The 23,427-nt window shown below is 52.5% G+C and carries 21 protein-coding genes and 1 other RNA gene; 7 read left to right on the forward strand and 15 right to left on the reverse strand.

From position 1 onward, the window contains the following. Window positions 1-31: 31 nt before the first annotated feature. The 3 genes from AC07UY_RS07085 to AC07UY_RS07095 are packed head-to-tail and all read right to left on the reverse strand — an operon-like array spanning window position 32 to window position 2,549. Window positions 32-844, reverse strand: coding sequence for a MetQ/NlpA family ABC transporter substrate-binding protein (locus tag AC07UY_RS07085; protein ID WP_494700950.1), 813 nt, complete (start codon window positions 842-844; stop codon window positions 32-34). A 21-nt stretch (window positions 845-865) separates the two neighbouring features. Continuing rightward, the gene (locus AC07UY_RS07090) at window positions 866-1,534 is read right to left on the reverse strand and encodes a methionine ABC transporter permease (RefSeq protein WP_494659826.1); all 669 of its coding nucleotides are present in this window, start codon (window positions 1,532-1,534) and stop codon (window positions 866-868) included. Further along, entirely contained in the window at window positions 1,527-2,549 is a 1,023-nt protein-coding gene (locus AC07UY_RS07095; protein WP_494700951.1) for a methionine ABC transporter ATP-binding protein, read from the reverse strand. Before AC07UY_RS07095 ends, AC07UY_RS07090 begins: the two co-directional genes overlap by 8 nt. A 351-nt stretch (window positions 2,550-2,900) precedes the next feature. Here AC07UY_RS07095 and ynhH point away from each other — a divergent pair, with 351 nt between their 5' ends. From ynhH to lpp, 3 genes are all read left to right on the forward strand, one after another. Next, window positions 2,901-3,131 carry a protein YnhH gene (gene ynhH, locus AC07UY_RS07100; RefSeq protein ID WP_494700952.1) on the forward strand — a complete coding sequence of 77 codons (231 nt, stop codon included), beginning with the start codon at window positions 2,901-2,903 and terminating at the stop codon, window positions 3,129-3,131. A 7-nt stretch (window positions 3,132-3,138) separates the two neighbouring features. Continuing rightward, on the forward strand, window positions 3,139-4,560 hold the full coding sequence (gene pykF / locus AC07UY_RS07105) for a pyruvate kinase PykF (protein ID WP_203357981.1): 1,422 nt from the start codon (window positions 3,139-3,141) through the stop codon (window positions 4,558-4,560). Between the two features lie 308 nt (window positions 4,561-4,868). Then, entirely contained in the window at window positions 4,869-5,105 is a 237-nt protein-coding gene (gene lpp / locus AC07UY_RS07110) for a murein lipoprotein Lpp (protein WP_001082307.1), read from the forward strand. A 69-nt stretch (window positions 5,106-5,174) separates the two neighbouring features. On the opposite strand, the gene ldtE is transcribed toward lpp, so the two are convergent. The 8 genes from ldtE to AC07UY_RS07150 all read right to left on the reverse strand — a co-directional run bounded on the left by ldtE (window position 5,175) and on the right by AC07UY_RS07150 (window position 13,306). Then, window positions 5,175-6,179 carry a L,D-transpeptidase LdtE gene (gene ldtE, locus AC07UY_RS07115; protein WP_494700953.1) on the reverse strand — a complete coding sequence of 335 codons (1,005 nt, stop codon included), beginning with the start codon at window positions 6,177-6,179 and terminating at the stop codon, window positions 5,175-5,177. Between the two features lie 99 nt (window positions 6,180-6,278). Next, window positions 6,279-6,695, reverse strand: a complete 417-nt coding sequence (gene sufE, locus AC07UY_RS07120; protein ID WP_203357983.1) for a cysteine desulfuration protein SufE — start codon at window positions 6,693-6,695, stop codon at window positions 6,279-6,281. A 12-nt stretch (window positions 6,696-6,707) separates the two neighbouring features. Further along, window positions 6,708-7,928 carry a cysteine desulfurase SufS gene (gene sufS, locus AC07UY_RS07125; RefSeq protein WP_494700954.1) on the reverse strand — a complete coding sequence of 407 codons (1,221 nt, stop codon included), beginning with the start codon at window positions 7,926-7,928 and terminating at the stop codon, window positions 6,708-6,710. Then, the gene (sufD, locus tag AC07UY_RS07130) at window positions 7,925-9,196 is read right to left on the reverse strand and encodes a Fe-S cluster assembly protein SufD (RefSeq protein ID WP_494700955.1); all 1,272 of its coding nucleotides are present in this window, start codon (window positions 9,194-9,196) and stop codon (window positions 7,925-7,927) included. The genes sufS and sufD overlap by 4 nt, the downstream gene beginning before the upstream one ends. Then, window positions 9,171-9,917 (reverse strand): Fe-S cluster assembly ATPase SufC, encoded by a 747-nt coding sequence (gene sufC / locus AC07UY_RS07135; protein WP_203357986.1) that lies wholly within the window; start codon window positions 9,915-9,917, stop codon window positions 9,171-9,173. The genes sufD and sufC overlap by 26 nt, the downstream gene beginning before the upstream one ends. Window positions 9,918-9,926: 9 nt before the next feature. Next, window positions 9,927-11,414: a Fe-S cluster assembly protein SufB gene (gene sufB / locus AC07UY_RS07140; RefSeq protein ID WP_192612063.1), complete on the reverse strand. Its 1,488-nt coding sequence runs from the start codon at window positions 11,412-11,414 to the stop codon at window positions 9,927-9,929. A gap of 8 nt (window positions 11,415-11,422) precedes the next feature. Next, on the reverse strand, window positions 11,423-11,791 hold the full coding sequence (gene sufA / locus AC07UY_RS07145) for a Fe-S cluster assembly scaffold SufA (protein WP_203357987.1): 369 nt from the start codon (window positions 11,789-11,791) through the stop codon (window positions 11,423-11,425). A 639-nt stretch (window positions 11,792-12,430) separates the two neighbouring features. Continuing rightward, a complete protein-coding gene (locus AC07UY_RS07150; protein WP_494700956.1) occupies window positions 12,431-13,306 on the reverse strand; it encodes a LysR family transcriptional regulator in 876 nt (291 codons plus the stop codon). Between the two features lie 124 nt (window positions 13,307-13,430). Between AC07UY_RS07150 and AC07UY_RS07155 the strand changes: the two genes are divergently transcribed. Next, on the forward strand, window positions 13,431-14,282 hold the full coding sequence (locus AC07UY_RS07155; protein WP_494700957.1) for a Vmh family MBL fold metallo-hydrolase: 852 nt from the start codon (window positions 13,431-13,433) through the stop codon (window positions 14,280-14,282). A gap of 83 nt (window positions 14,283-14,365) precedes the next feature. Here the strand turns inward: AC07UY_RS07155 and AC07UY_RS07160 are convergent, their stop codons facing one another. The 3 genes from AC07UY_RS07160 to ydiJ all read right to left on the reverse strand — a co-directional run bounded on the left by AC07UY_RS07160 (window position 14,366) and on the right by ydiJ (window position 18,117). Further along, window positions 14,366-14,554 carry a YdiH family protein gene (locus AC07UY_RS07160; protein ID WP_203357990.1) on the reverse strand — a complete coding sequence of 63 codons (189 nt, stop codon included), beginning with the start codon at window positions 14,552-14,554 and terminating at the stop codon, window positions 14,366-14,368. A gap of 99 nt (window positions 14,555-14,653) precedes the next feature. Next, window positions 14,654-15,064, reverse strand: coding sequence for a 1,4-dihydroxy-2-naphthoyl-CoA hydrolase (gene menI, locus AC07UY_RS07165; RefSeq protein WP_203357991.1), 411 nt, complete (start codon window positions 15,062-15,064; stop codon window positions 14,654-14,656). Continuing rightward, window positions 15,061-18,117 carry a D-2-hydroxyglutarate dehydrogenase YdiJ gene (gene ydiJ / locus AC07UY_RS07170; RefSeq protein WP_494700958.1) on the reverse strand — a complete coding sequence of 1,019 codons (3,057 nt, stop codon included), beginning with the start codon at window positions 18,115-18,117 and terminating at the stop codon, window positions 15,061-15,063. Before ydiJ ends, menI begins: the two co-directional genes overlap by 4 nt. 302 nt (window positions 18,118-18,419) lie before the next feature. On the opposite strand from ydiJ, the gene ydiK reads away from it, so the two are divergent. The 3 genes from ydiK (at window position 18,420) to aroD (ending at window position 20,784) form a co-directional block, all read left to right on the forward strand. Further along, a complete protein-coding gene (gene ydiK / locus AC07UY_RS07175) occupies window positions 18,420-19,532 on the forward strand; it encodes an AI-2E family transporter YdiK (RefSeq protein WP_494700959.1) in 1,113 nt (370 codons plus the stop codon). Between the two features lie 265 nt (window positions 19,533-19,797). Continuing rightward, window positions 19,798-19,905: antisense sRNA RprA (gene rprA / locus AC07UY_RS07180), an RNA gene on the forward strand. A gap of 126 nt (window positions 19,906-20,031) precedes the next feature. After that, entirely contained in the window at window positions 20,032-20,784 is a 753-nt protein-coding gene (gene aroD / locus AC07UY_RS07185) for a type I 3-dehydroquinate dehydratase (protein ID WP_494700960.1), read from the forward strand. Window positions 20,785-20,847: 63 nt separating this feature from the next. On the opposite strand, the gene ppsA is transcribed toward aroD, so the two are convergent. Continuing rightward, on the reverse strand, window positions 20,848-23,226 hold the full coding sequence (ppsA, locus tag AC07UY_RS07190) for a phosphoenolpyruvate synthase (protein WP_494700961.1): 2,379 nt from the start codon (window positions 23,224-23,226) through the stop codon (window positions 20,848-20,850). Window positions 23,227-23,427 lie beyond the last annotated feature (201 nt).

The raw sequence follows: 23,427 nt of genomic DNA on the forward strand, positions 1-23,427 counted from the left end.
ATGGCAACATCGCCATCCGGTACAGAACCTGTCAGTTATTGACCGGGATCACCGCACCTTTATATTTGGTGCGGATCCAATCCTGAATCGCCTGAGAGTGCAGCACGTCAACCAGCGCCACAATATCCTTCTTCTTCTCATCGCCGCGATGCACGGTAATGATGTTGGCGTACGGGTTATTTTCGCCACTTTCCACCGCAATCGGATCGTGTACCGGATCCAGTCCGGCATCGATCGCGTAGTTGGCGTTGATAACCACCGCGTCACCTTCGTCATTGTTGTACATCTGCGGTAGCAGCGCCGCTTCAACGTTTGGCAGGAACTTCAGTTTCTTTGGATTATCGACAATGTCGCTGATGCGGGCAGACACTTTATCCACGCCAGGCTTCAGTGTGATGACCCCTTCTTTTTCAAAAATCGACAGGATACGCCCCTCTTCAGAGACAGCATCACGCATGATAATTTTGCCGCCTTCCGGCAGGTCTTTCAGCGACTTGTATTTCTTCGAGTAAATACCGATCGGCTCAATATGAATCGCCCCTGCGCTGACAAAATCATAGGTTTTATCCCCCGCATGATCCTTCAGAACGCTGTTCAGATAGGGAATATGCTGGAAGTAGTTCGCATCAATCTCGCGTCCAGCCAGCGCGGTATTGGGCAGGATGTAATCCTGGAAGGGTTGGATCTTCAAATCGATCCCCTGCTTTGCGAGGATCGGTTTCGCCTGCTCGAGAATTTCAGCATGCGGAACGTTAGACGCGCCAACAGTCAGGGTATCTGCCCAGGAGGCAAAGCTCAGGGCGCTTAAGGTTGCGGCAGCGAGTAATGTCAGTGTTTTTTTCATGATGCAGGTTTCCCTATTTTATTAGCGTTTATCGAACAGTGATGTGATCACATCGCCGCAGAACTGGATGATGAAGACGATGAGCAAAATGGTCACCGTCGCCACCAGCGTGACGTCGCTGTGGTTGCGCTGGAATCCTTCCAGATAGGCCAGATTCCCTAAACCGCCTGCGCCAATCACCCCTGCCATCGCGCTGTAGCTAACCAGCGCAATCAGCGTCACGGTGATCCCGGACACTAACGCGGGTGATGACTCAGGCAGTAAAACCCGAAAAATAAGCGTGGCTGGACGCGCGCCCATTGAGCGCGTAGCCTCAATCACCCCCTTGTCGACCTCGCGAAGCGCGATCTCCACCAGACGCGCATAAAAAGGTGCCGCGCCGACAATCAGGGCGGGAAGCGCCGCGTTGGCGCCAAGAATGGTCCCCACTAATGACTTGGTGAATGGAATCAGCAGTACAATCAATATGATGAACGGGATAGAGCGAAACACGTTCACCACAAGGGAGATAGCGCTATAGAACGCGCGATGTTGGTACAGCCCGCCGCGGGCGGTCAGGAACAACGCCAGCCCCAGAACGATGCCAAGCGCAAAGGTGGCAGCCCCTGAAAGCGCAGTCATGTAGAGCGTTTCCTGGGTTGCCGCCCACAGTTGCTCCCACCGGAGGTGAGGAAACAGCGTCTCAGCCATGTTGAATCACCTCGCTTTCAATCCCACTGCGTCCCAGATCCGCCAGAATATTGTTCAGTTGCTCTTCGGTTGCCACGACATGCAACCAAAGTTCCCCAAACACGCCGTGTGCGGTTTGCGTCATCTTGCCGTGCAAAATATTGAAAGGCAGGCCGTAGCGCAGGGTCAGCTCCCCGACAATCGGTTGATGCGTACTGTGACCGGTGAAGGTCAACTTAATCACCGTGCCGCCCAATTCACTCGCCAGTAAAGGATTGAAGGCATCGTCCTCGGCATACTGGTTGACCTGACGGACAAACTGTCGGGTGATCGGCTGCTGCGGATGGGTAAAAACGGTCAACACGTCCCCTTCTTCCACCACCCGGCCATTCTCCATCACCGCCACGCGATCGCAGATTTTGCGTACCACGTGCATTTCATGGGTAATCAGCACAATCGTCAGTTGGAAGCGACGGTTGATATCGAGTAACAGATCGAGAATTTGATCGGTGGTTTGCGGGTCCAGCGCCGACGTGGCTTCATCGCACAACAATACATCCGGACGATTTGCCAGAGCCCGCGCAATACCCACGCGCTGTTTTTGCCCACCGCTTAATTGAGACGGGTACGCATTTTCGCGCCCGGTTAAGCCAACAAGTTCAATCAATTCCGCCACCCGGGTTTTGATCTTCGCCTTTGGCGCGCCGGCAATTTGCATCGAGAAGGCAATGTTTTCGCTGACAGTGCGCGACCACAGCAGATTAAAGTGCTGAAACACCATGCTGATTTTTAGCCGCGCCTGGTGCAGGGATTCCCCTTTAGCCTGAGAGATAACCTGCCCATTGATGGTGACGCTGCCAGCAGTCGGTTTTTCAAGCCCATTGAGTAAACGAATCAACGTGCTTTTCCCGGCTCCGCTGTAGCCAATGATTCCGTAAATTTGCCCCTGTTCAACCGTCAAATTGACGTTATCCACGGCGGTGATCGTATGGTTGCCGGGCGTAAACACTTTCGAAATATTTTTCAACGCGATCATATCGTTATCGTATCCGCTGCTGCTGATGGTTATCCTGCCAGTGCCTTTCGCTGTTTAGCAGTATGGATGTCCAAATGAGTGTAATCAGAGCAGATACGCTTTAAAATGATTAAAAAAGAATTTGTTATAACTTCAGAGAATAAATGTCATCGTGCGAGCGTAAATTCAGACTTTGGCACTATTTTTGTAATGCTAAAGCATAAGATTCCCACTGTTGCGCAACACTTTTGCCTCCTGGAGGGTCAGTCTTCACGCGGGTATTAACGCTCTAATAACAATTTGTGGTGAAACTGCACAGAAGATTTTTGAAACGCTGTTTTTATTTTCCTTTTGGATAAACTTCAGCGTATAATGCGCGCCAATTGTCTCTTGAATGGTTTCAGCAGATTGCAGTATAAAACTCAACGACTAACATTATCCCCTTCCCGTTGGGCTGAAACACGAGCACACATTCTTCTGCACGCTCCTTCGATGTCACCTATCCTTAGAGCGATGTATCACCACTTTCGCAACACAGGTTTAGCTTCTTGGCCGTGCGCCCCTGAAGCCAGATTTCCATATCCTTCTCAACTTAAAGACTAAGACTGTCATGAAAAAGACGAAAATTGTTTGCACCATCGGCCCGAAAACCGAATCTGAAGAGATGTTAAGCAAAATGCTGGACGCGGGCATGAACGTCATGCGTCTGAACTTCTCTCACGGCGATTACGCAGAGCATGGTCAGCGTATCCAGAACTTGCGCAACGTGATGAGCAAAACCGGCAAAAAAGCCGCTATCCTGCTCGACACGAAAGGTCCGGAAATCCGTACCATCAAGCTGGAAGGCGGTAACGATGTTTCTCTGAAAGCGGGCCAGACCTTCACGTTCACTACCGACAAAACCGTAGTCGGTAACAACGAAATCGTTGCTGTGACTTACGAAGGTTTCACCACTGACCTGAGCGTTGGTAACACCGTTCTGGTTGACGATGGTCTGATCGGCATGGAAGTTACCGCGATCGAAGGTAACAACGTTATCTGTAAAGTACTGAACAATGGCGACCTGGGCGAAAACAAAGGCGTTAACCTGCCGGGCGTCTCTATCGCACTGCCAGCACTGGCTGAGAAAGACAAACAGGATCTGATCTTCGGTTGTGAGCAAGGCGTTGACTTCGTTGCCGCGTCCTTCATCCGTAAGCGTTCTGACGTGGTTGAAATCCGTGAGCACCTGAAAGCGCACGGCGGCGAGAAGATCCAGATCATCTCCAAAATCGAAAACCAGGAAGGCCTGAACAACTTCGACGAAATCCTCGAAGCGTCTGACGGCATCATGGTTGCTCGTGGCGATCTGGGTGTAGAAATCCCGGTTGAAGAAGTAATCTTCGCGCAGAAGATGATGATCGAGAAATGCGTTCGCGCGCGTAAAGTGGTTATCACTGCGACGCAGATGCTGGACTCCATGATCAAAAACCCACGCCCAACCCGCGCAGAAGCAGGCGACGTGGCTAACGCCATCCTCGACGGTACCGACGCAGTTATGCTGTCTGGCGAATCCGCAAAAGGTAAATACCCGCTGGAAGCCGTCTCCATCATGGCGACCATCTGCGAACGTACCGACCGCGTAATGACCAGCCGTCTGGACTACAATAACGACAGCCGTAAACTGCGTATCACTGAAGCCGTATGCCGTGGCGCAGTCGAAACTGCAGAAAAACTGGAAGCTCCGCTGATCGTTGTTGCGACCCGTGGCGGTAAATCTGCACGTGCAGTGCGTAAATACTTCCCGGATGCAACCATCCTGGCGCTGACCACCAATGAAACCACCGCGCGTCAGCTGGTGCTGAGCAAAGGGGTTATTCCGCACCTGGTGAAAGAAATTGCTTCTACGGATGATTTCTACCGTCTGGGTAAAGAAGTGGCTCTGGAGCTGGTTGACCGTGGTCTGGCACAGAAAGGCGACGTTGTGGTCATGGTTTCCGGTGCACTGGTACCAAGCGGCACCACCAACACGGCATCTGTTCACGTGCTGTAATAATTCCTGTGTGAATTAATTTGTTTAAAAAGCGCCCTTGTGGCGCTTTTTTTATTTTATCAATAGCTACTATTAATAAAAAATCAAATCGGATTTCGCTATCTAATTACTGATTATCTAAGATGAATCCGATGGAAGCATTCTGTTTTCACTCAGTTTTTTAGACGATTTCGCTCAATTCGGTGCTTCTTTGAGCGAACGATCAAAAATAAGTGCATTAGCATCAAAAAAATATTCTCAACCTAAAAAACTTTGTGTAATACTTGTAACGCTACATGGAGATTAACTCAATCTAGAGGGTATTAATAATGAATCGTACTAAACTGGTACTGGGCGCGGTAATCCTGGGTTCTACTCTGCTGGCAGGTTGCTCCAGCAACGCTAAAATCGATCAGCTGTCTTCTGACGTTCAGACTCTGAACGCTAAAGTTGACCAGCTGAGCAACGACGTGAACGCAATGCGTTCCGACGTTCAGGCTGCTAAAGACGACGCAGCTCGCGCTAACCAGCGTCTGGACAACCAGGCTACTAAATACCGTAAGTAATAGTACCTGTGTAATAAAAATGGCGCACATTGTGCGCCATTTTTTTTGTCTGTTACTCACCCTTCCCTGTTACTGCGTCACACGCTGCTCCATATCATTCCCGGCTTTCCCATTCTGCGCAGAATCAACCGTTGAGACATTATTCGCAACCGGTGTCTGACTGGCGGTTACGGCCACAGGGTATCCCGCGCGACGATACAGCGCTTTCTCTACCAGCCCATGATCCACATTCTTATCCGCTTTGAATTGGCTAAAACCCGCTGGCAAGACATAGGGCATGGTTTGTACGTTTTGTTCTTCTTCCGGCGACAACGGTCGGTGCACTTCTACATAACGTATACCGTTAGGCTCAACGGAGTATTTCACCGGTTCGTTGATCACTTTGACCGGCGTTCCTGTTCTGACCTGAGCAAACAGGGCCTTAATGTCAGGTGCATTCATGCGGATGCAGCCGGAACTCACTCGCAGACCGACGCTGTCCGGCGCGCTGGTGCCATGAATGAGATACTCTCCGTGACCATGCGCCAGACGCAGCGCATAGCGTCCCAACGGGTTATTGGGCCCGGCCGGGACCACGGGCGGCAGCGTAATACCACGCTCCAGAGAACGCTTACGTATGCCTGGCGTCGGCGTCCATGTCGGGTTAGGGATCTTCTGGCCGACACGGGTTTCCATCACCGGCGTTTCAAGCCCCTGCAAACCAATACCGATCGGGAAAACCTGCACCATGTTCTCACCTGGCGGATAATAGTAGAGCCGCAGTTCCGCCAGATTCACAATGATGCCTTCGCGCGGCGCATCCGGTAATAACAATTGAGAGGGGATTGTAATCAGCGTTCCGGCTTTAGGAACGGGAGCAATAGTGTTATTCGCTTCCAGGATCAGCATCGCGGCGGTATCGAAACGCCGGGCAATCGCCTGTAAATTCTTATCGCCTTCCTGAACGGTGTACGTTTGATTTTGCCCAACCAGACGACTTCCTGCTGGCGGTAATGGATAATCCACCGCCCAGGCTGCCTGTAAGGCGCTGTAAGCGCCGAAAAGTGTAATAGTGATGAGAGACACGCGTTTCATACCCAAACTCCTGTATTCACTGGCTATGAGCCAGAAGGCTGAACGTCCGACAAGGCAAAGCACCGCCTTGCCTAACAGGATGAAAGCTGTCTATTGAGTTTAGCCAATAGTGGCGGCTTTGGTGCGGATAGCGCGTATCATTGCCTCCAGCCCCTGTGAACGGGAAGGTGTCAAATGCTGCGCAAGCGCCATTTTTTCAAACCACGGTCGCACATCAAAATTCACAATATCCTGGGCGGTCATCTGGTCGTACAAAATGAACACAACGCCGATAAGCCCCTTCACAATTGCCGCATCACTGTCGCCCTGCAACTCAATAATGCCTTCAGCATTCTGACGCATAACGATCCATACCTGACTCTGACACCCTTGAATGCTGTTTTCGGGGTTACGATCCTGCTCCGTTAATTCCGGCAGACGCTGTCCCAATTCAATGATGTACAGATACTTCTCTTCCCAATTATCGCAACGCTGAAAATTACGCAACAATTTTTCTTTATCCGGTAGCGCGGCCATAGTGTCTCCCTGTTACCCCAGCAGACGGTGAATACGTGTCAGCCCTGTCGCCAGGCGATCCACTTCTTCATGGGTGTTATACATTGCCAGCGACGCCCGGCACATGGCAGGAACGCGATAGAACGCCATCAGCGGCATCGCACAATGATGCCCGGTACGCACAGCAATGCCGTAGTTATCCAGAAAACTCCCCACATCATAGGCGTGATGTTTACCGAGATTGAATGCGATAACGCCAAGCCGATTATCCGGGCCATACAACGTCAGTTCCGGCACCTCAGCCAGTTGCTCCAGCGCGTAATGCATTAAATTCTGTTCATACTCGCTGATGTTCGCGAGCCCCAGCGCTGAGACATACTCTATTGCCGCGCCGAGTCCGACGATGCCGCCGGTATTTGGCGTGCCCGCCTCAAAACGCCAGGGGGCTTTCGCCCAGGTGGTTCCCTGCGTCAGGCTAACAGTGGCGATCATCGACCCGCCGCCTTCCCACGGCGGCATTTCCTGCAACAGCGCCTCTTTGACATACAACACGCCAATGCCCGTCGGTCCATACAATTTATGCCCGGAGAAGACATAGAAATCGCAGTCCAGCGCCTGCACATCAACCTTGTGATGCATCACCGCCTGTGCGCCATCCACCAGCACTTTCGCACCGTACTGATGTGCGAGCGCAATCATTTCCGGCAATGGATTCTCCGTCCCCAGCACATTGGAGACGTGCGTAATCGCCAGTAGCTGCGTATTGTCGTCAAACAGGGTGTCCAGAACATCCAGTTGCAACGTACCGTCCTGGTTTAGCGGGATCACCCGCAGTTCCGCTCCGACGCGCGAACAGAGCATCTGCCAGGGCACGATGTTGGCGTGGTGCTCCATCTCGCTGATAATAATGTTGTCGCCGGCGCGAATATTGCTGTTACCCCAACTGTTAGCCACCAGGTTAATGCCTTCCGTTGTGCCGCGAACAAACACTAATTCTTCGGCGGATCGGGCATTAATAAACAGCGACGCCTGCTTGCGTACGTTTTCCATTCTTTCCGTGGCCTGCGCACTCAGCGTGTGAATACCACGATGGACCGCCGCATAGCCGTGTCGATAAAATTCGGCCTCAGCATCAATCACCTGATTGGGTTTTTGCGCACTTGCCGCGCTGTCCAGATAGGCCAACGGCATACCATTGACCTCACGCGTCAGGACAGGAAAGTCCGCCCGTACTTTTTCGATGGAGAAACTCATGCTACGCCTCCCGGCAGGCGAAGACCTATTCGCGCCAGCACCTGTTGTTTGAGCACATCATCACCGAGAACTTCCGTCAGCTCTGCGGCAAATGCATAAAGGATCATCTGTTGCGCATCCTGCTGCCCAATACCCCGCGAGCGCAAATAGAACATCTGCTCATTATCGATACGCCCTACCGTTGCTCCGTGACTGCACTTCACATCATCGGCATAAATTTCTAATTGCGGCTTAGTATCGACTTCAGCGAGTTTCCCCAGCAGCAAGTTGTTATTGGTCATCTGTCCGTCGGTTTTGATCGCGTGCTGCGCCACGGTGATCACGCCATTAAAGACCGCCCTGCCTTTATCGCTGACGATGGTTTTATGCAACTGACGGCTGTTGCAGTAGCCCTTGTTGTGTTCCAGCCAGGTCCGGGTGTCACACACTTCATTTTTCACTGGCATCGCCAGACTGTTGATCCGAAGGGTGGTATTTTCGCCGTTAAGCTGCGTGCTGGTGTTGTGGCGCAGCACGGCATCACCTAGCAGGAAGCTGTGGCTGTGCGCGGTGGCATCGCCAGCCAGCCGAAGATCGTTATGGGCAAAATGATGGCTAACCGGGTTTTCAAACACCAGCTTGATGTGATGCAGATGCGCATTCGCACCGACATTCATCGTTAACCGTGCCCCGGTGAAATGACGCGTGTCATCAAGGCTGACGTAGTGCTCAATAATCGTTGCTTCAGCGCCTTCGCCCAGGTCAAGGTGATGGCGGTAATGTGCGGTATTCACCTCATCACCGTCCACGCCTTGCGTGATATGTATCAGCAGCAGGGGTTTCACAGGACGTTGATGGCGTTTCACGCGAATATGGCTGCCGCATTGGGCGAGACTTTCGGTCAAATGCAGGAACACATCCGGCTGAATCGGGGCAACCCAGGTTTGCGGGTCATCATTGAACGTGACCTCAAAGCCGCTGCCTTCTGTGCTGTCACTCAGCGCCGGGCTAAATTGTCCATCGACAAACACCAGGCGAACCGCATCGATGCCTAATGCCAGGGCCTCGCATTGGGCCGGGTTAATTTCAGTAATGCGGCTGACAAAAGTGCTGTTGGTCAATCCTTCAAGCGGTGTGTATTTCCAGTTCTCATGCTTACGCGTCGGCAATCCCAGACGCAGCATCTGCTGCAGATGCTGCTGGGCATGTTCTGAGCGCGATTCTCCCTGCGCCTCAAACAGGCGGTGCCATTGTTGCAGCACGTTACTGCTGTTCGCTAAGCCAGCCATATCCCTGCTCCTCCAGTTGTTTGACCAGAGTGAAATCACCGGACTTCACAATCCGCCCCTGATACAAAACGTGAACGTAATCAGGCTTGATATAGTCGAGAATACGCTGATAGTGGGTGACGATAATGAACGCGCGTTTCCCGTCACGCAGGGCGTTGACTCCATCGGCGACAATTTTTAGCGCATCAATATCCAGCCCGGAATCAGACTCATCAAGGATGCACAGTTCCGGCTCCAGTACGGCCATCTGCAGAATGTCATTACGCTTTTTCTCGCCGCCCGAGAAACCCACATTCACGGAGCGGGTTAACAAATCTTCCGGCATCTTCAGGAGCGCCATTTTCTCTTCCATCAGATCCTGAAAATCAAAGCGATCCAGAGACTCTTCTCCCCGGTAACTGCGCACCGCATTGAGCGCGGTTTGTAAAAAGAACTGGTTACTGACGCCAGGGATCTCCACCGGATACTGGAATGCCATGAAAATCCCTTCTCCCGCCCTCGCCTCCGGCGACAGTTCAAGAAGATCTTTTCCTTTAAACTCTACCTGCCCCTGGGTGACTTGATAATCTTCACGTCCGGCAAGCGTAGCGGATAAGGTGCTCTTTCCGGAACCATTAGGCCCCATAATGGCGTGCACCTCTCCAGGACGGATCTCAAGATTCACGCCCCGCAGGATCGCGTTATCTTCAACACTGACCTGTAAATTTTTAATGCTTAACATGAGCTTTCCTTATCCAACGCTGTGTTCAAGGCTAATCGCCAGTAATTTTTGCGCTTCAACCGCAAACTCCAGCGGCAATTCGGAGAAGACATCCTTACAGAAGCCGTTGACGATCATGGAGATGGCATCTTCTTCACTGATCCCGCGTTGTAGACAGTAAAACAGCTGGTCTTCACCAATGCGCGAGGTGGTCGCCTCGTGCTCCAGTTGGGCACTGTTATTTCGGCACTCAACATACGGGAAGGTATGTGCGCCACAGTCCGTACCGATAAGCATGGAGTCGCACTGGGTAAAGTTTCGTGCGTTGGTCGCCGTTGGCATGATCTTCACCAACCCGCGATAACTGTTCTGGCTATGCCCTGCGGAGATCCCTTTCGAGATAATGGTTGAGCGGGTATTTTTGCCGATGTGGATCATTTTGGTGCCAGTATCCGCCTGCTGATAACCGCTGGTTAACGCGACGGAGTAAAATTCGCCGATGGAGTTGTCGCCGCGCAGAATGCAGCTCGGGTATTTCCAGGTGATGGCCGAGCCGGTTTCCGACTGGGTCCACGACATCTTGCTATTTTCCCCTTCGCACAGCGCACGCTTCGTCACAAAGTTCAGAATCCCGCCGGTGTTGTTATCACCGGGGAACCAGTTTTGCACCGTGGAATATTTCACTTCAGCGTCTTTGTGGATGATCACTTCGACGACCGCCGCATGCAGCTGATAGCTGTCGCGGACCGGCGCAGAGCACCCTTCGATATAACTCACGTAGCTCCCTTCCTCCGCCACCAGAATAGTGCGTTCAAACTGGCCGGTTTTTTCCGCATTAATACGGAAATAGGTGGAAAGCTCCATCGGGCAGCGCACGCCTTTCGGTACATAGATAAAGGTGCCGTCAGACGCCACGGCAGCGTTAAGTGCCGCAAAAAAGTTGTCATTCCCCGGAACCACAGTCCCGAGGTATTTCCTCACCAGTTCAGGGTGATCGTGAATCGCTTCGCCAAAAGAGCAGAAGATGATGCCCTGTTCCGCCAGTTTTTCACGGTAGGTGGTGGCCACAGAAACGGAGTCAAAAATGGCGTCCACCGCCACATTGCTACCTTCATGCACCGGCACCCCTAACTGGGCGAAAGCATCCTCCACCTCTTTGCTTAAAAAGGCATTCGCGCCTGTCTGCTGTACCGCGCCGGGTTCAGAGGCGCAGGTGTCGTCGCAGTTTCCGCACGACGGGGCTGAGTAATAGCTGTACTCCTGATAATTCAGTTTGTCGTAATGCGCTTTGAGCCAGTGCGGCTCCTCCATCTCAAGCCACGCACGAAACGCGTTGAGGCGAAATTCGAGCATCCACTCCGGCTCATGCCGTTTTGCAGAAATAGCGCGCACCACCTCTTCATTAATGCCTTTTTCCAGCTCGTCGGTTTGCAACTGGGTGAAGAACCCCTCTTTATAGTTGAGGTGTCCACCCGTCCAGGTTTTGACATCGTCGGTTGCTTCAGTATTACGAGACATAGTACCGCCTATACCCCAAAGCTTTCGCCGCAGCCACATTCATTCTGCGCTTTCGGGTTGTGAAATTTGAATATTTGATTTAATCCTTCACGCACATAATCGACTTCCGTTCCGTCGATAAACGGCATGGCCTGTAACGGCACATACAGTTTCGCGCCATCGAATTCGAACAGCAGATCGTCATTGTGCGGTTCACTGACCGTCGCCAGCACATAACCAAACCCTGCACACCCGGTTTGCTTCACGCCTAAACGCACACCCTGCATACCCGGTTGCTTATCAACCAGCTCGCGAATATGCGCTGCCGCGGCGGGCGTTAACGTCAATCCGCGCCAGGTAAAGTCGTCCGGGTTAAATGTTCCTGAATGCAATTCCATAGGTTCACCTCATGTCATGAGCCACCAGGGCATAACACCATGTTAGTGATAATGATTATCACTTCAACCCCTCATCCGCAGGGGCATTCGTTTAAATCGCCCTTTTTGGCTACGTTAACTAAGCATAGACCCTGCTACGCGGGATCACAGGGAACGATGTTTTTGTTCAATGCATTGATTAATAATGAATTAATGAGAGGTTATCGTTCTGGCAGGTCAAATCATAAAAGATGTATAGAAAATGCCTATTTATAAAATAGCCGCAACTGGCACGTATCTGGTGTAGCGGAGTACCAACATTGTGAATCGTGCTGAAAAGAAGGAAGAACAGGTATGACGCGTTCGACGACGATCGCCGGCAAACAGATTAAAAGAAGAGGGTTGAAAAAGAGAGAAATGACAGACAGTGAGGAAATGACCAGCGAACGGTCAGCGCTGTGGTACAACGCTGACCGTTCGCCTTCCCCATCCGGCGCTTATCTCCGGCACTCATTTCTGGCTTAGCTCTTGAAGGGGCATAAGAATCCTCTCATAACACCGCAGTGCCTTTTTAACACAAATTGCGGTTTGTTTTATTTATGAGCCATATTAAGCACCTGGACGCTCAAATAATCATCTGAATAGCTCTGATAATCGGGTTTATCTCATTGTGGCCTGCACCGCATCAAGCAACAAACGCAATGCTGCTGGCTGATGATCGCGGGAAAGATACATGCCGTACACCGCAAGTCGCCGTGGCTCCAGTTGCCCTAAAAGCCGAATTAACGCGCCCTCTGCTAATCCCGGGCGAGCCTCTTTTTCCGGCACCAACGCAATGCCCATTCCCGCCTGCGCGGCCTCACATAAGAGCGAGGAGATCCCGGCACTTAAATTTCCTTTGATAGCCACCGATATGGCCTCGTCCTGAGCATTCAGAAAATGCCAGGATTTCCCTGCAAATCCGCTGTAATAGAGACAGTTATGGTGCGCCAGGTCCTCAAGCGTCTGTGGGGTTCCGTGCTGGCGCAGATAATCAGGTGAAGCGCAAAGGACGGATTCACAGTCGCCCAGTCGGCGGGCTATCGTCCCTGGCTCAGGATTGTCAGTAATACGGATCGCCACATCAATGCGTTCGCCCACCAGACTCACCGGTTGATTATTGATCTCAACTTCAATACGCAGTTCCGGATAACGCGCTAAAAAGTCAGGCAGAATCGGGGCCAGAACATGGGTTGCCGTAAAATGCGCGCAAGCAACACGTAATATTCCTGAAGGGATTTCGCGTCCGGCAGCCCCCGCGATATCGAGGGATAACCCTGCCAGCGTACGTGTTTTTACCAGCGCCTCTTCCCCGGCAGGGGTAATCGTTAATCGCCGTGATGAACGATGGATCAGTCTGGCGCCTGCCCATTTTTCCATTTCATCCAGATAGCGGCTCACCATCGGTCTTGAGATCCCCAGCGCGCGGGATGCGGCGCTCAGACTGCCCAGATCGCAGATATGATTAAACACCGTTGCCGCCATCACTCTGTCCATTCTTCCCTCATCTGATCGTTTTACGAAACTAAGCATGTCCTGATAGAGGAATTTTAACAGATCGATATTTGCTTAAAATACGAGGCGTAAAGAAAACAACATCCTCTGCATAAGGTTTCCTGTTATGAACGTTAAAACGCTGGCACTGCTGCTGTCATTTGCCGCATCGCCGTTACTCGCCGCCCCGCTTCAACTTGATGTTTATAATCCGCAAGAAAACGGTCTTTTCCCGGTCTCTTCCACGCTGGTTTCCGGCCCGAAAGAGGCCATCTTGTTTGATGCGCAGTTCAGCATCAAAGACGGCGAAAAACTGGTGAAGATGATTCAGGCGAAGGGCAAAAAACTGAAAGCCATCGTGATTACCTCCGGCGATCCGGATTTTTACTTTGGCCTACAACCACTGGTCAGCGCCTTTCCAGAGGTGAAGATCCTGGCGACGCCCCACGTGGTTGACCATATTCGCGCGACAAAAGACGCCAAACTGGCGTTCTGGGGCCCACAAATGAAAGACGGCGCGCCAACAGCGGTGACGGCGCCAACGGTCACCCACGATACCCGTTTCACCGTTGATGGTGAAACGCTGGAACTCCGCCATCCGAATGATTATGCCGCCTATATCTGGATCCCTGCGAACCGTGCCATTCTGGGCGGCACGGGCATTGCTTCCGGCATTCACGTCTGGACGGCAGACACGCAATCGGCAAAACAGCGCGCGGCATGGCGAGACACTCTCAATGAAATGCAGAATCTGAAGCCGGATCAGGTGATCCCAGGGCACTACATTGGCGAACGTCCGGCTGGCGATAGCGCAATCCGTTTCACGCAAGATTATCTGCAATCCTTCGAAAAAGCGCTGGAGGCGAAAAAGGGATCAACGTACGTGATTCAGACGTTAAAAGCCGCCTGGCCGGGGTTAGCGGATGAAAGTTCGCTTGAATTGAGTGCGAAGGTCAACAGCGGTGAAATGGCATGGTGAGCAGATAAAAAATAACCCCGGCGGGAGACTGTCGGGGTTTTCTGTTTGGCATTATAGGCCGTCGCCTTTCAGGCGGTCCGGCATCAATGCACGCCCAGCCGCCAGGCAAAATAAATTTCTTCTTTCAGCTCAGTGGAGGAAAGTGCGAGTAAATCGGCAAATTCCAGCTCGAGTTGTTTCAAACGTTTCAGATACTGCGCGGGAGAAAGCTCGGTTTTATCGCGACGAATAAATTCAATGGCCAGTTGGCTTGGGTCTAATTGGGTAGACATATCATCCTCACTTTTGTTCAAAACGTGCACAGTATATCACTTTCCACTGTGCACATTACGACCAAAAGCAAAATCAGGATGATAATTAAAGTGACGTTGTCACACAATAGCCGTTGTCAGACGTGAAGTACAACACAGGCGTCCCTGTTCATCAAAGATCTCAATTTGCCAGACCTGATGGCGCGAGCCCGTATGCAGCGCTTTACACACGCCCCTCACACGCCCTTCGCGAGCGGAACGAATGTGGTTAGCATTCACCTCCAGCCCCACCACTCTTTGTTCGCCCTGGGTACACAAGTAGCCGGCAACCGAACCGATACTTTCAGCCAGTACGACGGACGCCCCGCCGTGCAACAGGCCAAACGGCTGTTTTGTCCGACGATCCACAGGCATTGTCGCCTCCAGTGTATCGTCACCAATATGCTCAAATCGGATATCCAGCAGTCCGACCATGTTTCCTTCTCCCATCGCATTAAGCGCGTCGAGAGAAACTTCACGTTTCCAGATCATCCAATAATCTCCAACAATGCCTGTAGTGGATGGCGAACGCCGGTGCCTTCAACACGCTTGACCTGGCTCCGGCAGGAATAACCGGTTGCCAGACAGCGGTTGCGCGGCAGTCGCTGCATCGCCTGACGCCATGATAGCTCGTAGATCCCCAGCGAGTTCTCATGATTTTTGACTTCGTGCCCGTAGGTACCCGCCATCCCGCAGCACCCGACGCTGACATTTTCCAGTCTGGCGCCAAATTGGGCAAAAATAGCCCCCCACTGCGCTGGCGCGCCGGGTAAGGCAGTCACTTCGGTACAATGGCCGAAGAAATACCAGGGCTCACCGCTGACCGCCAGCGGCTGTATCGGCTCGAGTACCTTCGGCAGCCATTCATGAACCAGTTGCACGTGGAAATCGCCACGCTGTTCACCCAGCGCCAGGTTGTACTCATCGCGATAGCACAGAACCAGCGCCGGATCGACGCCCACCATCGGTATCCCCAACGCGGCCACGCGATTGAGAAACTCTGACGTCTTCTTCGCGGTTTTTGCAAACCGTTTAAGGAAGCCTTTGATGTGCTGAGCCTTGCCATTCGGCGAGAAGGGCAGCAGCACCGGCTGCAATCCCAGTTTTTCCACCAGGCGGACGAAATCTGCCACCACCTGCGCGTCGTAATAACTGGTGAACGGATCCTGCACCACCAGCACCGTGCGGGATTTTTGCTCGAAACTTAACAACTCCAGCTGTTCCAGCGTCATATTGGCGCTGCGATGCCCGACCATGTGTTGCTGGAGTGACGGCGTAGAAAGCAGCGGCAAATCAACCATCCCAATGTGTTTTTTGGAAAGCGACCGCACCAGGGGTTGATTTATAAAGAAGTTGAATGTTTTTGGCGCCCGCGCCATCAACGGCGCATAGGTTTCCACTGTCGCCACCAGATGATCGCGCAGAGGACGCAGATAACGCGTGTGATAGAGCTGCAGGAAACGCGAACGGAATTCCGGTACGTCGATTTTGATCGGGCATTGCGTGGAACAGGCTTTACAGGCCAGACACCCGGACATCGCCTCTTTCACTTCATGCGAGAAATCGTACTCGCCCTTGCGGGCATGCCAGCTGTTACGGGTGCGGGCAATCAGCGTCCGCAAACTGGCGTGTTTTTCCGGCAGTTCGTGTTCCAGCTTGACGGGATCGATACCACGGTCGGCCAACAGGCGTAACCATTCCCGCACCAGCGTTGCGCGCCCTTTCGGGGAGTGGATACGGTTAAGACTGATTTTCATCGACGGACACATCGGACTTTTGGCATCAAAGTTAAAGCACAGCCCGTTGCCGTTGCACTCCATCGCCCCACGCCACTCTTGTCTCACCGCGAACGGGATCTGGCGATCGTAGGTGCCGCGCTTCACGGCATCCACCTTCATCATCGGCGCATCAATACCTGCAGGCGGGCAAATCTTGCCTGGATTCAGTCGGTTTTGCGGGTCGAACGCCGCTTTCACGTTGCGCAGTTCACCGTACAGTCGCTCGCCAAAAAATGCCGGGCTGTACTCAGCGCGGAAACCTTTCCCGTGTTCACCCCATAACAGACCGCCATATTTCGCCGTCAGCGCTACCACGTCGTCAGATATTTGCTTCATCAGAATCTCTTGCTGCGGGTCGCACATATCCAGAGCCGGTCGAACGTGCAACACCCCGGCATCAACGTGACCAAACATGCCATAGCTCAGGCCGTGGCTGTCGAGCAAAGCACGGAATTCAGCAATGTAATCAGCAAGATGTTCTGGCGGCACGCAGGTATCTTCGGCAAAAGGAATCGGTTTTGCCGCGCCTTTGGCATTCCCCAACAAACCCACCGCTTTTTTACGCATTGCGTAAATACGTTCGACACCCGCCAGTTCAGTACACAGCTGCCAGCCGATCACGCCAGCCTGTTGCCCGGCAATCAATCCATCGAGTCGCTCGCACAGCGCCTCGATCTGCGCGTCAATCAACGCCTCGTCATCCCCCGCAAATTCGACGATGTTCAGACCCAACATCTCTTTATCCGGCACATCGGTGATGAGTTCACTGACGGAATGCCAGACAATGTCCTCCCGCGCGAGGTTGAGCACTTTAGAATCGACAGTTTCGACCGACAGCGCCCGCGCCTCAACCATAAACGACGCATTGCGGAGCGCAGAATCGAAAGAGTCATATTTCACATTCACCAGACGGCGAACTTTGGGCAGTGGGGTGATATCCAGACGCGCTTCGGTGATGAAGGCAAGCGTTCCTTCAGAACCGGTCAGGATGCGCGTTAAATCAAACTCCGTCATCTCATCATTAAAGACATGACGTAAATCGTAGCCCGTTAAAAACCGGTTCAGCTTCGGGAACTTATCGATAATCAACTGACGGTTTTCACGGCAGCGCTGATAGACCGTATGGTAGATACGTCCTATCGTCGTATTGCTTTTACCCAGCGTCTCAGCAAGTTCGACGGGAAGTGCCTGAGTGTCGAGAATGTCGCCCCCCAGTAGCACTGCCCGCACGCCAAGAACATGATCAGAGGTTTTGCCGTACACCAGCGATCCCTGACCGGATGCATCGGTATTAATCATCCCCCCCAGCGTCGCCCGATTACTGGTCGACAACTCCGGCGCAAAGAAATAGCCATACGGTTTCAGATACTGGTTCAGTTGATCTTTGATCACGCCGGCTTCCACCCGTACCCACCCTTCTTCCGGGTTGATCTCAATGATACGGCTCATGTAGCGCGACATATCAACGATAATGCCCTGATTCAGCGCCTGACCGTTGGTGCCGGTGCCGCCGCCGCGGGGGGTAAAGACAAGAGAGGTGAATCGCGGTTCTGCCGCCAGGCGGGCTAGCAGCGCCACATCTGCCGTTGAACGGGGGAAAAGGACAGCATCCGGCAGAAGTTGATAGATACTGTTATCTGTCGACATTGTGAGGCGATCGGCGTAACTGGTTGCCGTATCCCCCGTAAACCCTTGCTGTTCCAGTGCCTGCAAAAAGTTGAGCACCAGCTGAACGACGCCAGGTGCCTGAGAAATTTGTGGAATCATTATTGACCCTTTCCTGCGGTCTGTGTTGTGGACTCTGGGCCTGTCACGGTAATGGCTACTTTACAGACAATGAGAGGCTGTTCAGCTTCACAACGGTAAATAAAATAGCCTTACAGGGCGGCGCCTAATCGTTTGCGTGTTGCACTATTTGTTGTATCACATTTTTTTCATATGCGCTCAGCAGAATTACAGGCAGAATCACCCTGTCAAAAACCGCTGAAATTGCTCATTATTATATACGAGTGATTCGCGTGTTCAGATCACGTCAACATTCTGACGTACAGAAAAGGTGAAAAGTATTTATGGAAAACATTCGTCAGCCAAGGGATATCGCGCAAGTGCTGCTATCGGCGCTGTTTTTGGTCATCATGATTGTGGCATGTCTGTGGATTGTACAACCCTTTATCCTTGGCTTTGCCTGGGCAGGCACCGTGGTGATCGCCACCTGGCCTGTTTTACTTCTGCTGCAAAAACTGCTCTGGGGCCGCCGTTCTCTCGCCGTTCTGGTGATGACGCTCCTGTTGGTTTTGCTGTTTGTGATCCCCATTGCGCTGTTGGTGAACAGCATCGTCGACGGCAGCGGTCCGCTAATCCACGCCATGAGCGCCGGTGACATGACGTTACCCGACCTTGCCTGGCTGAACAGCATTCCGCTGGTCGGGAGCAAATTGTATGCCGCCTGGCACAATCTGCTGGATATGGGCGGCTCGGGGATTATGGCCAAAATCCGGCCTTATATTGGCACTACGACCACCTGGTTTGTTGGTCAGGCAGCCCATATTGGCCGTTTTATGGTGCACTGTGGCCTGATGCTGCTGTTTAGCGCCCTGCTGTTCTGGCGTGGTGAGCAGGTTGCTTTAGGGGTCCGCCATTTTGCAAGCCGACTGGCGGCAAAACGTGGCGATGCAGCCGTTGTGCTGGCAGCGCAGGCCATTCGCGCTGTGGCGCTTGGCGTCGTCGTCACCGCACTGGTGCAGGCGGTTCTCGGTGGTGTGGGTCTGGCGATCTCCGGTGTGCCTTATGCCACGCTGCTGAGCGTGCTGATGATCCTCTCCTGCCTGGTGCAACTGGGGCCTCTGCCGGTACTGATTCCATCCATCATCTGGCTCTACTGGACAGGCGACAACACCTGGGGCACCGTGCTGCTGGTGTGGAGTTGTGTGGTCGGTACGCTGGATAACGTGATTCGCCCAATGCTCATTCGCATGGGGGCTGATTTGCCGTTGATTCTGATCCTCTCAGGGGTTATCGGCGGATTAATTGCGTTTGGCATGATCGGCCTGTTTATTGGTCCAGTGCTGTTGGCCGTCTCCTGGCGTCTGTTCTCTGCGTGGGTCAACGAGGCTCCGCTTCCCGATAATGAGCCAAACAACGCTCTGGAAGGACTGGCTGAACCTGAAGAACCCCACAAGTAGATCGTAAAAGTGTGGTGTTGCCGAAGCCTATTTTTCTGGTAAAGCCACACGGCAGAACTGCCCGTTAACAACGCGTCGACGGGCAGTCCCGATATTCCGAAACGCCAAATACTTTAGACTTACTAATCAATCAACCCCTTGATTACACAATATTGTTGCTGAATCTTTCTGTTTTCCCCTCTTTGTGTCGCAAATTCTTTACAGCTTTTAAACTATTGAGACGAATCTGATCGACGCAAAAAATCCCCATGCCTACTATTAGCTCACGGTTATAGATCAACACATTGATTTATAAGCATGGACATCCCCTGAGTGAAACAACGAATTGCTGTGTGTAGTCTTTGCCCATCTCCCACGATGGGCTTTTTTTTATTCCCCTGAAGATGACCCCCTGACCCCTTTATTTCGCCATTGTGTTGAAAATCCCCGGGGCTATGGTTGCAAAACGATGCTGTGTTGCGGCATGTTGTAACGCAGACCAGGTATGTGAAGGGTAATAATGAAGACATTAACAATAAAAAATCTCGTCATTGGCGAAGGCGTTCCGAAAGTGATTGTCTCTTTGATGGGCAAGGACATCGCCACCATAAAGACGGAAGCACAAGCCTATCTCGATGCTGATTTCGACATTCTGGAATGGCGCGCCGACCATTTTATGGATGTGGGTTCTGCGCAATCTGTATTGAACGCGCTGGCTCATCTTCGCCAGATAGTGGGAGATATCCCCTTACTATTTACCTTCCGTAGCGCTCAGGAAGGGGGAGAACATGCGCTTTCCGTTGAGGAATACACAGCGCTCAATCTGGCGGTAATAGACAGTGGGCTTGCTGACATCATCGATATTGAACTGTACACCGGTGATAAACACGTAGAAGACCTCGTTGCCAGGGCGCATGAAAAAGGTGTTTATGTCGTCATGTCTAACCATGATTTTCACCAGACGCCAGCGGCAGACGAAATCGTCCATAGGCTACGCAAAATGCAGGCTTTGGGGGCGGATATTCCCAAAATTGCCGTCATGCCTCAGTCAAAACGCGATGTATTAACCCTGCTTACCGCCACGCTGGATATGCATGAAAACTATGCGGATCGTCCGATTATCACCATGTCGATGGCTAAAACAGGGGTCATTTCTCGCCTGGCGGGTGAGGTGTTTGGTTCTGCCGCCACCTTTGGCGCGGTAAAAAAAGCGTCAGCCCCGGGACAAATTTCTGTCACTGACTTACGCGCTATCCTGGCTCTCCTGCACTAACAAGGCATAAAAAAACGGCTCCTTTTACGGGAGCCGTTCTCGATTTACGTGACGTAATCTATTTTACTTCTTCAGTTCCGCCAGACTCAGCCAGGTTTGCACGACGGTGTCCGGGTTCAACGAAAGGCTGTCGATCCCCTCTTCCATCAGCCACGCAGCAAAGTCTTCGTGGTCGGACGGACCCTGACCGCAAATACCCACGTACTTCCCTTGTTTCTTCGCTGCACGAATCGCCATCGACAGCAGCGCCTTGACCGCATCGTTACGTTCGTCGAACAGCGCTGAAACCACACCGGAATCACGATCCAGACCCAGCGTCAGCTGCGTCATGTCGTTGGAACCGATCGAGAAACCGTCAAAGTATTCGAGGAACTGCTCTGCCAGCAAGGCGTTGGACGGGATCTCACACATCATGATGAGTTTCAGCCCATTTTCACCACGTTTCAGCCCCTGACGCTCCAGCTCTTCTACTACCGCTTTCGCCTGATCAACCGTACGCACAAACGGGATCATGATTTCAACGTTGGTCAGCCCCATGTCGTTGCGCACACGTTTAACCGCATCACACTCAAGCGCAAAACAGTCACGGAAGCTGTCAGAAACATAGCGGCCAGCGCCACGGAAGCCCAGCATCGGGTTCTCTTCTTCTGGCTCATAACGCTCGCCGCCCACCAGGTTGGCGTATTCGTTCGATTTAAAATCAGAGAGACGCACGATGACGCGTTTCGGGTAAAATGCGGCGCCCAGCGTCGCGATACCTTCCGTCAAACGACCAACATAGAACTCGCGCGGCGAATCGAAACCTTTCATCATTTCGCGGATTTCGTTTTGCAGTTTCACGTCCTGGTCATCAAACTCCAGCAACGCACGCGGGTGCACGCCGATCATACGGTTGATGATAAATTCGAGACGCGCCAGGCCAACACCTTCATTCGGCAAACAGGCAAAGTCAAACGCGCGATCCGGGTTGCCAACGTTCATCATGATCTTCAACGGCAGATCCGGCATGGTGTCGACGCTGGAGCTTTTCACACTAAAGTCGAGTAAATCGGCATACACGTAACCGGTGTCGCCTTCAGAGCAGGAAACGGTCACTTTATCGCCATCTTTCATGCGTTCGGTCGCATCGCCACAGCCAACCACTGCCGGGATCCCCAGCTCACGCGCGATGATCGCCGCATGACAGGTACGACCGCCACGGTTAGTCACAATCGCCGCGGCTTTTTTCATGATCGGTTCCCAGTCCGGGTCGGTCATGTCAGTTACCAGCACATCTCCCGGCTCGATACGGTTCATCTCGCTGATGTCATGGATGACCTTCACGGTGCCCGCGCCGATACGGTGGCCAATGGCACGACCTTCCGCAACAATTTTGCCCTGGGCATGCAGCGTGTAACGCTCCATCACCTGACCGCGTGAGCGGACGGTTTCCGGACGCGCCTGAACAATGAACAATTTGCCGGTGTGACCGTCTTTTGCCCATTCGATGTCCATCGGGCGACCGTAATGTTTCTCGATCTGCACCGCTTGTTTCGCCAGCTCCTGGACTTCCTCGTTGGTCAGCGAGAAAATGTCGCGTTGTTCCTGCGGCACATCTTCAATTTTGACCTGCTTTCCGTGCTCTTGCGTCGGCGCATAGACCATACGGATTTTTTTCGAACCCATGGTGCGACGAACAATGGAAGGACGGTTTGCCGCCAACGTTGGTTTGTGCACGTAGAACTCATCCGGGTTCACCGCGCCCTGCACCACCATCTCGCCCAGACCCCAGGCTGAAGTAATGAAGACGACCTGGTCGAAACCTGACTCCGTATCAATGGAGAACATCACGCCGGACGAGGCGAGATCTGAACGCACCATGCGCTGAACGCCTGCAGAGAGCGCAACGCCGCGGTGGTCATAACCCTGATGCACACGGTAAGAGATCGCACGATCGTTAAACAACGACGCGAAGACATGCTTCACCGCCACCAGCACAGCATCAAACCCCTGCACGTTGAGGAAAGTTTCCTGCTGGCCCGCAAATGACGCGTCTGGCATATCTTCTGCCGTTGCGGAAGAACGCACCGCAAACGAGGCATGAGCATCATCCGCGGAAAGCTGTGCGTACGCATCGCGGATGGCATTTTCCAGCTCAGGCTGGAAAGGAGTGTCGATAATCCACTGGCGGATCTGCGCACCGGCTTTCGCCAGCGCAGTGACATCGTCAATATCCGTTTTATCCAGCAGTTCATAAATGCGCTGGTTTACGCCGCTTTGGTCCAGAAATTGGTCAAACGCATCGGCGGTTGTCGCAAACCCATTCGGTACTGAAACACCCATACCGGAGAGGTTAGTAATCATTTCACCCAGGGAGGCATTTTTGCCCCCAACTCTGTCTACATCATTCATGCCGAGTTGGTTATACCAAAGCACCAGCGGTGACGAGCCATTGTTGGACATCGAACAATCCTTTTGTGATAAATGAACGAGTTTAGGAAACACTTAATTGCGTATTTATCTTTGCATATTTAACCCGCCGAAAAAAACGGTGAATCGTTCAAGCAAATATATTTTTTCTTTTTTCAGATTGTTTCCGCATTTGCGCAAAGCCACGAAGTACGGGCGATCCCCCTAAAAACTGTCGGTATAAACATCAGTTCC

The organism is Citrobacter sp. GW821-FHT02E08, from assembly GCF_059421685.1.

Excerpts from the sequence above, each read along its gene's own strand:
- sufB (WP_192612063.1), bottom strand. The coding sequence starts at position 11,414 with ATGTCTCGTAATACTGAAGCAACCGACGATGTCAAAACCTGGACGGGT.
- ppsA (WP_494700961.1), bottom strand. The coding sequence starts at position 23,226 with ATGTCCAACAATGGCTCGTCACCGCTGGTGCTTTGGTATAACCAACTC.
- ldtE (WP_494700953.1), bottom strand. The coding sequence starts at position 6,179 with ATGAAACGCGTGTCTCTCATCACTATTACACTTTTCGGCGCTTACAGC.
- ydiK (WP_494700959.1), top strand. The coding sequence starts at position 18,420 with ATGGAAAACATTCGTCAGCCAAGGGATATCGCGCAAGTGCTGCTATCG.
- sufA (WP_203357987.1), bottom strand. The coding sequence starts at position 11,791 with ATGGAATTGCATTCAGGAACATTTAACCCGGACGACTTTACCTGGCGC.
- menI (WP_203357991.1), bottom strand. The coding sequence starts at position 15,064 with ATGATCTGGAAACGTGAAGTTTCTCTCGACGCGCTTAATGCGATGGGA.
- AC07UY_RS07150 (WP_494700956.1), bottom strand. The coding sequence starts at position 13,306 with ATGGACAGAGTGATGGCGGCAACGGTGTTTAATCATATCTGCGATCTG.
- sufE (WP_203357983.1), bottom strand. The coding sequence starts at position 6,695 with ATGGCCGCGCTACCGGATAAAGAAAAATTGTTGCGTAATTTTCAGCGT.
- AC07UY_RS07160 (WP_203357990.1), bottom strand. The coding sequence starts at position 14,554 with ATGTCTACCCAATTAGACCCAAGCCAACTGGCCATTGAATTTATTCGT.
- AC07UY_RS07085 (WP_494700950.1), bottom strand. The coding sequence starts at position 844 with ATGAAAAAAACACTGACATTACTCGCTGCCGCAACCTTAAGCGCCCTG.
- AC07UY_RS07095 (WP_494700951.1), bottom strand. The coding sequence starts at position 2,549 with ATGATCGCGTTGAAAAATATTTCGAAAGTGTTTACGCCCGGCAACCAT.
- pykF (WP_203357981.1), top strand. The coding sequence starts at position 3,139 with ATGAAAAAGACGAAAATTGTTTGCACCATCGGCCCGAAAACCGAATCT.
- sufD (WP_494700955.1), bottom strand. The coding sequence starts at position 9,196 with ATGGCTGGCTTAGCGAACAGCAGTAACGTGCTGCAACAATGGCACCGC.
- AC07UY_RS07155 (WP_494700957.1), top strand. The coding sequence starts at position 13,431 with ATGAACGTTAAAACGCTGGCACTGCTGCTGTCATTTGCCGCATCGCCG.
- lpp (WP_001082307.1), top strand. The coding sequence starts at position 4,869 with ATGAATCGTACTAAACTGGTACTGGGCGCGGTAATCCTGGGTTCTACT.
- sufS (WP_494700954.1), bottom strand. The coding sequence starts at position 7,928 with ATGAGTTTCTCCATCGAAAAAGTACGGGCGGACTTTCCTGTCCTGACG.
- aroD (WP_494700960.1), top strand. The coding sequence starts at position 20,032 with ATGAAGACATTAACAATAAAAAATCTCGTCATTGGCGAAGGCGTTCCG.
- AC07UY_RS07090 (WP_494659826.1), bottom strand. The coding sequence starts at position 1,534 with ATGGCTGAGACGCTGTTTCCTCACCTCCGGTGGGAGCAACTGTGGGCG.
- ynhH (WP_494700952.1), top strand. The coding sequence starts at position 2,901 with ATGCGCGCCAATTGTCTCTTGAATGGTTTCAGCAGATTGCAGTATAAA.
- ydiJ (WP_494700958.1), bottom strand. The coding sequence starts at position 18,117 with ATGATTCCACAAATTTCTCAGGCACCTGGCGTCGTTCAGCTGGTGCTC.
- sufC (WP_203357986.1), bottom strand. The coding sequence starts at position 9,917 with ATGTTAAGCATTAAAAATTTACAGGTCAGTGTTGAAGATAACGCGATC.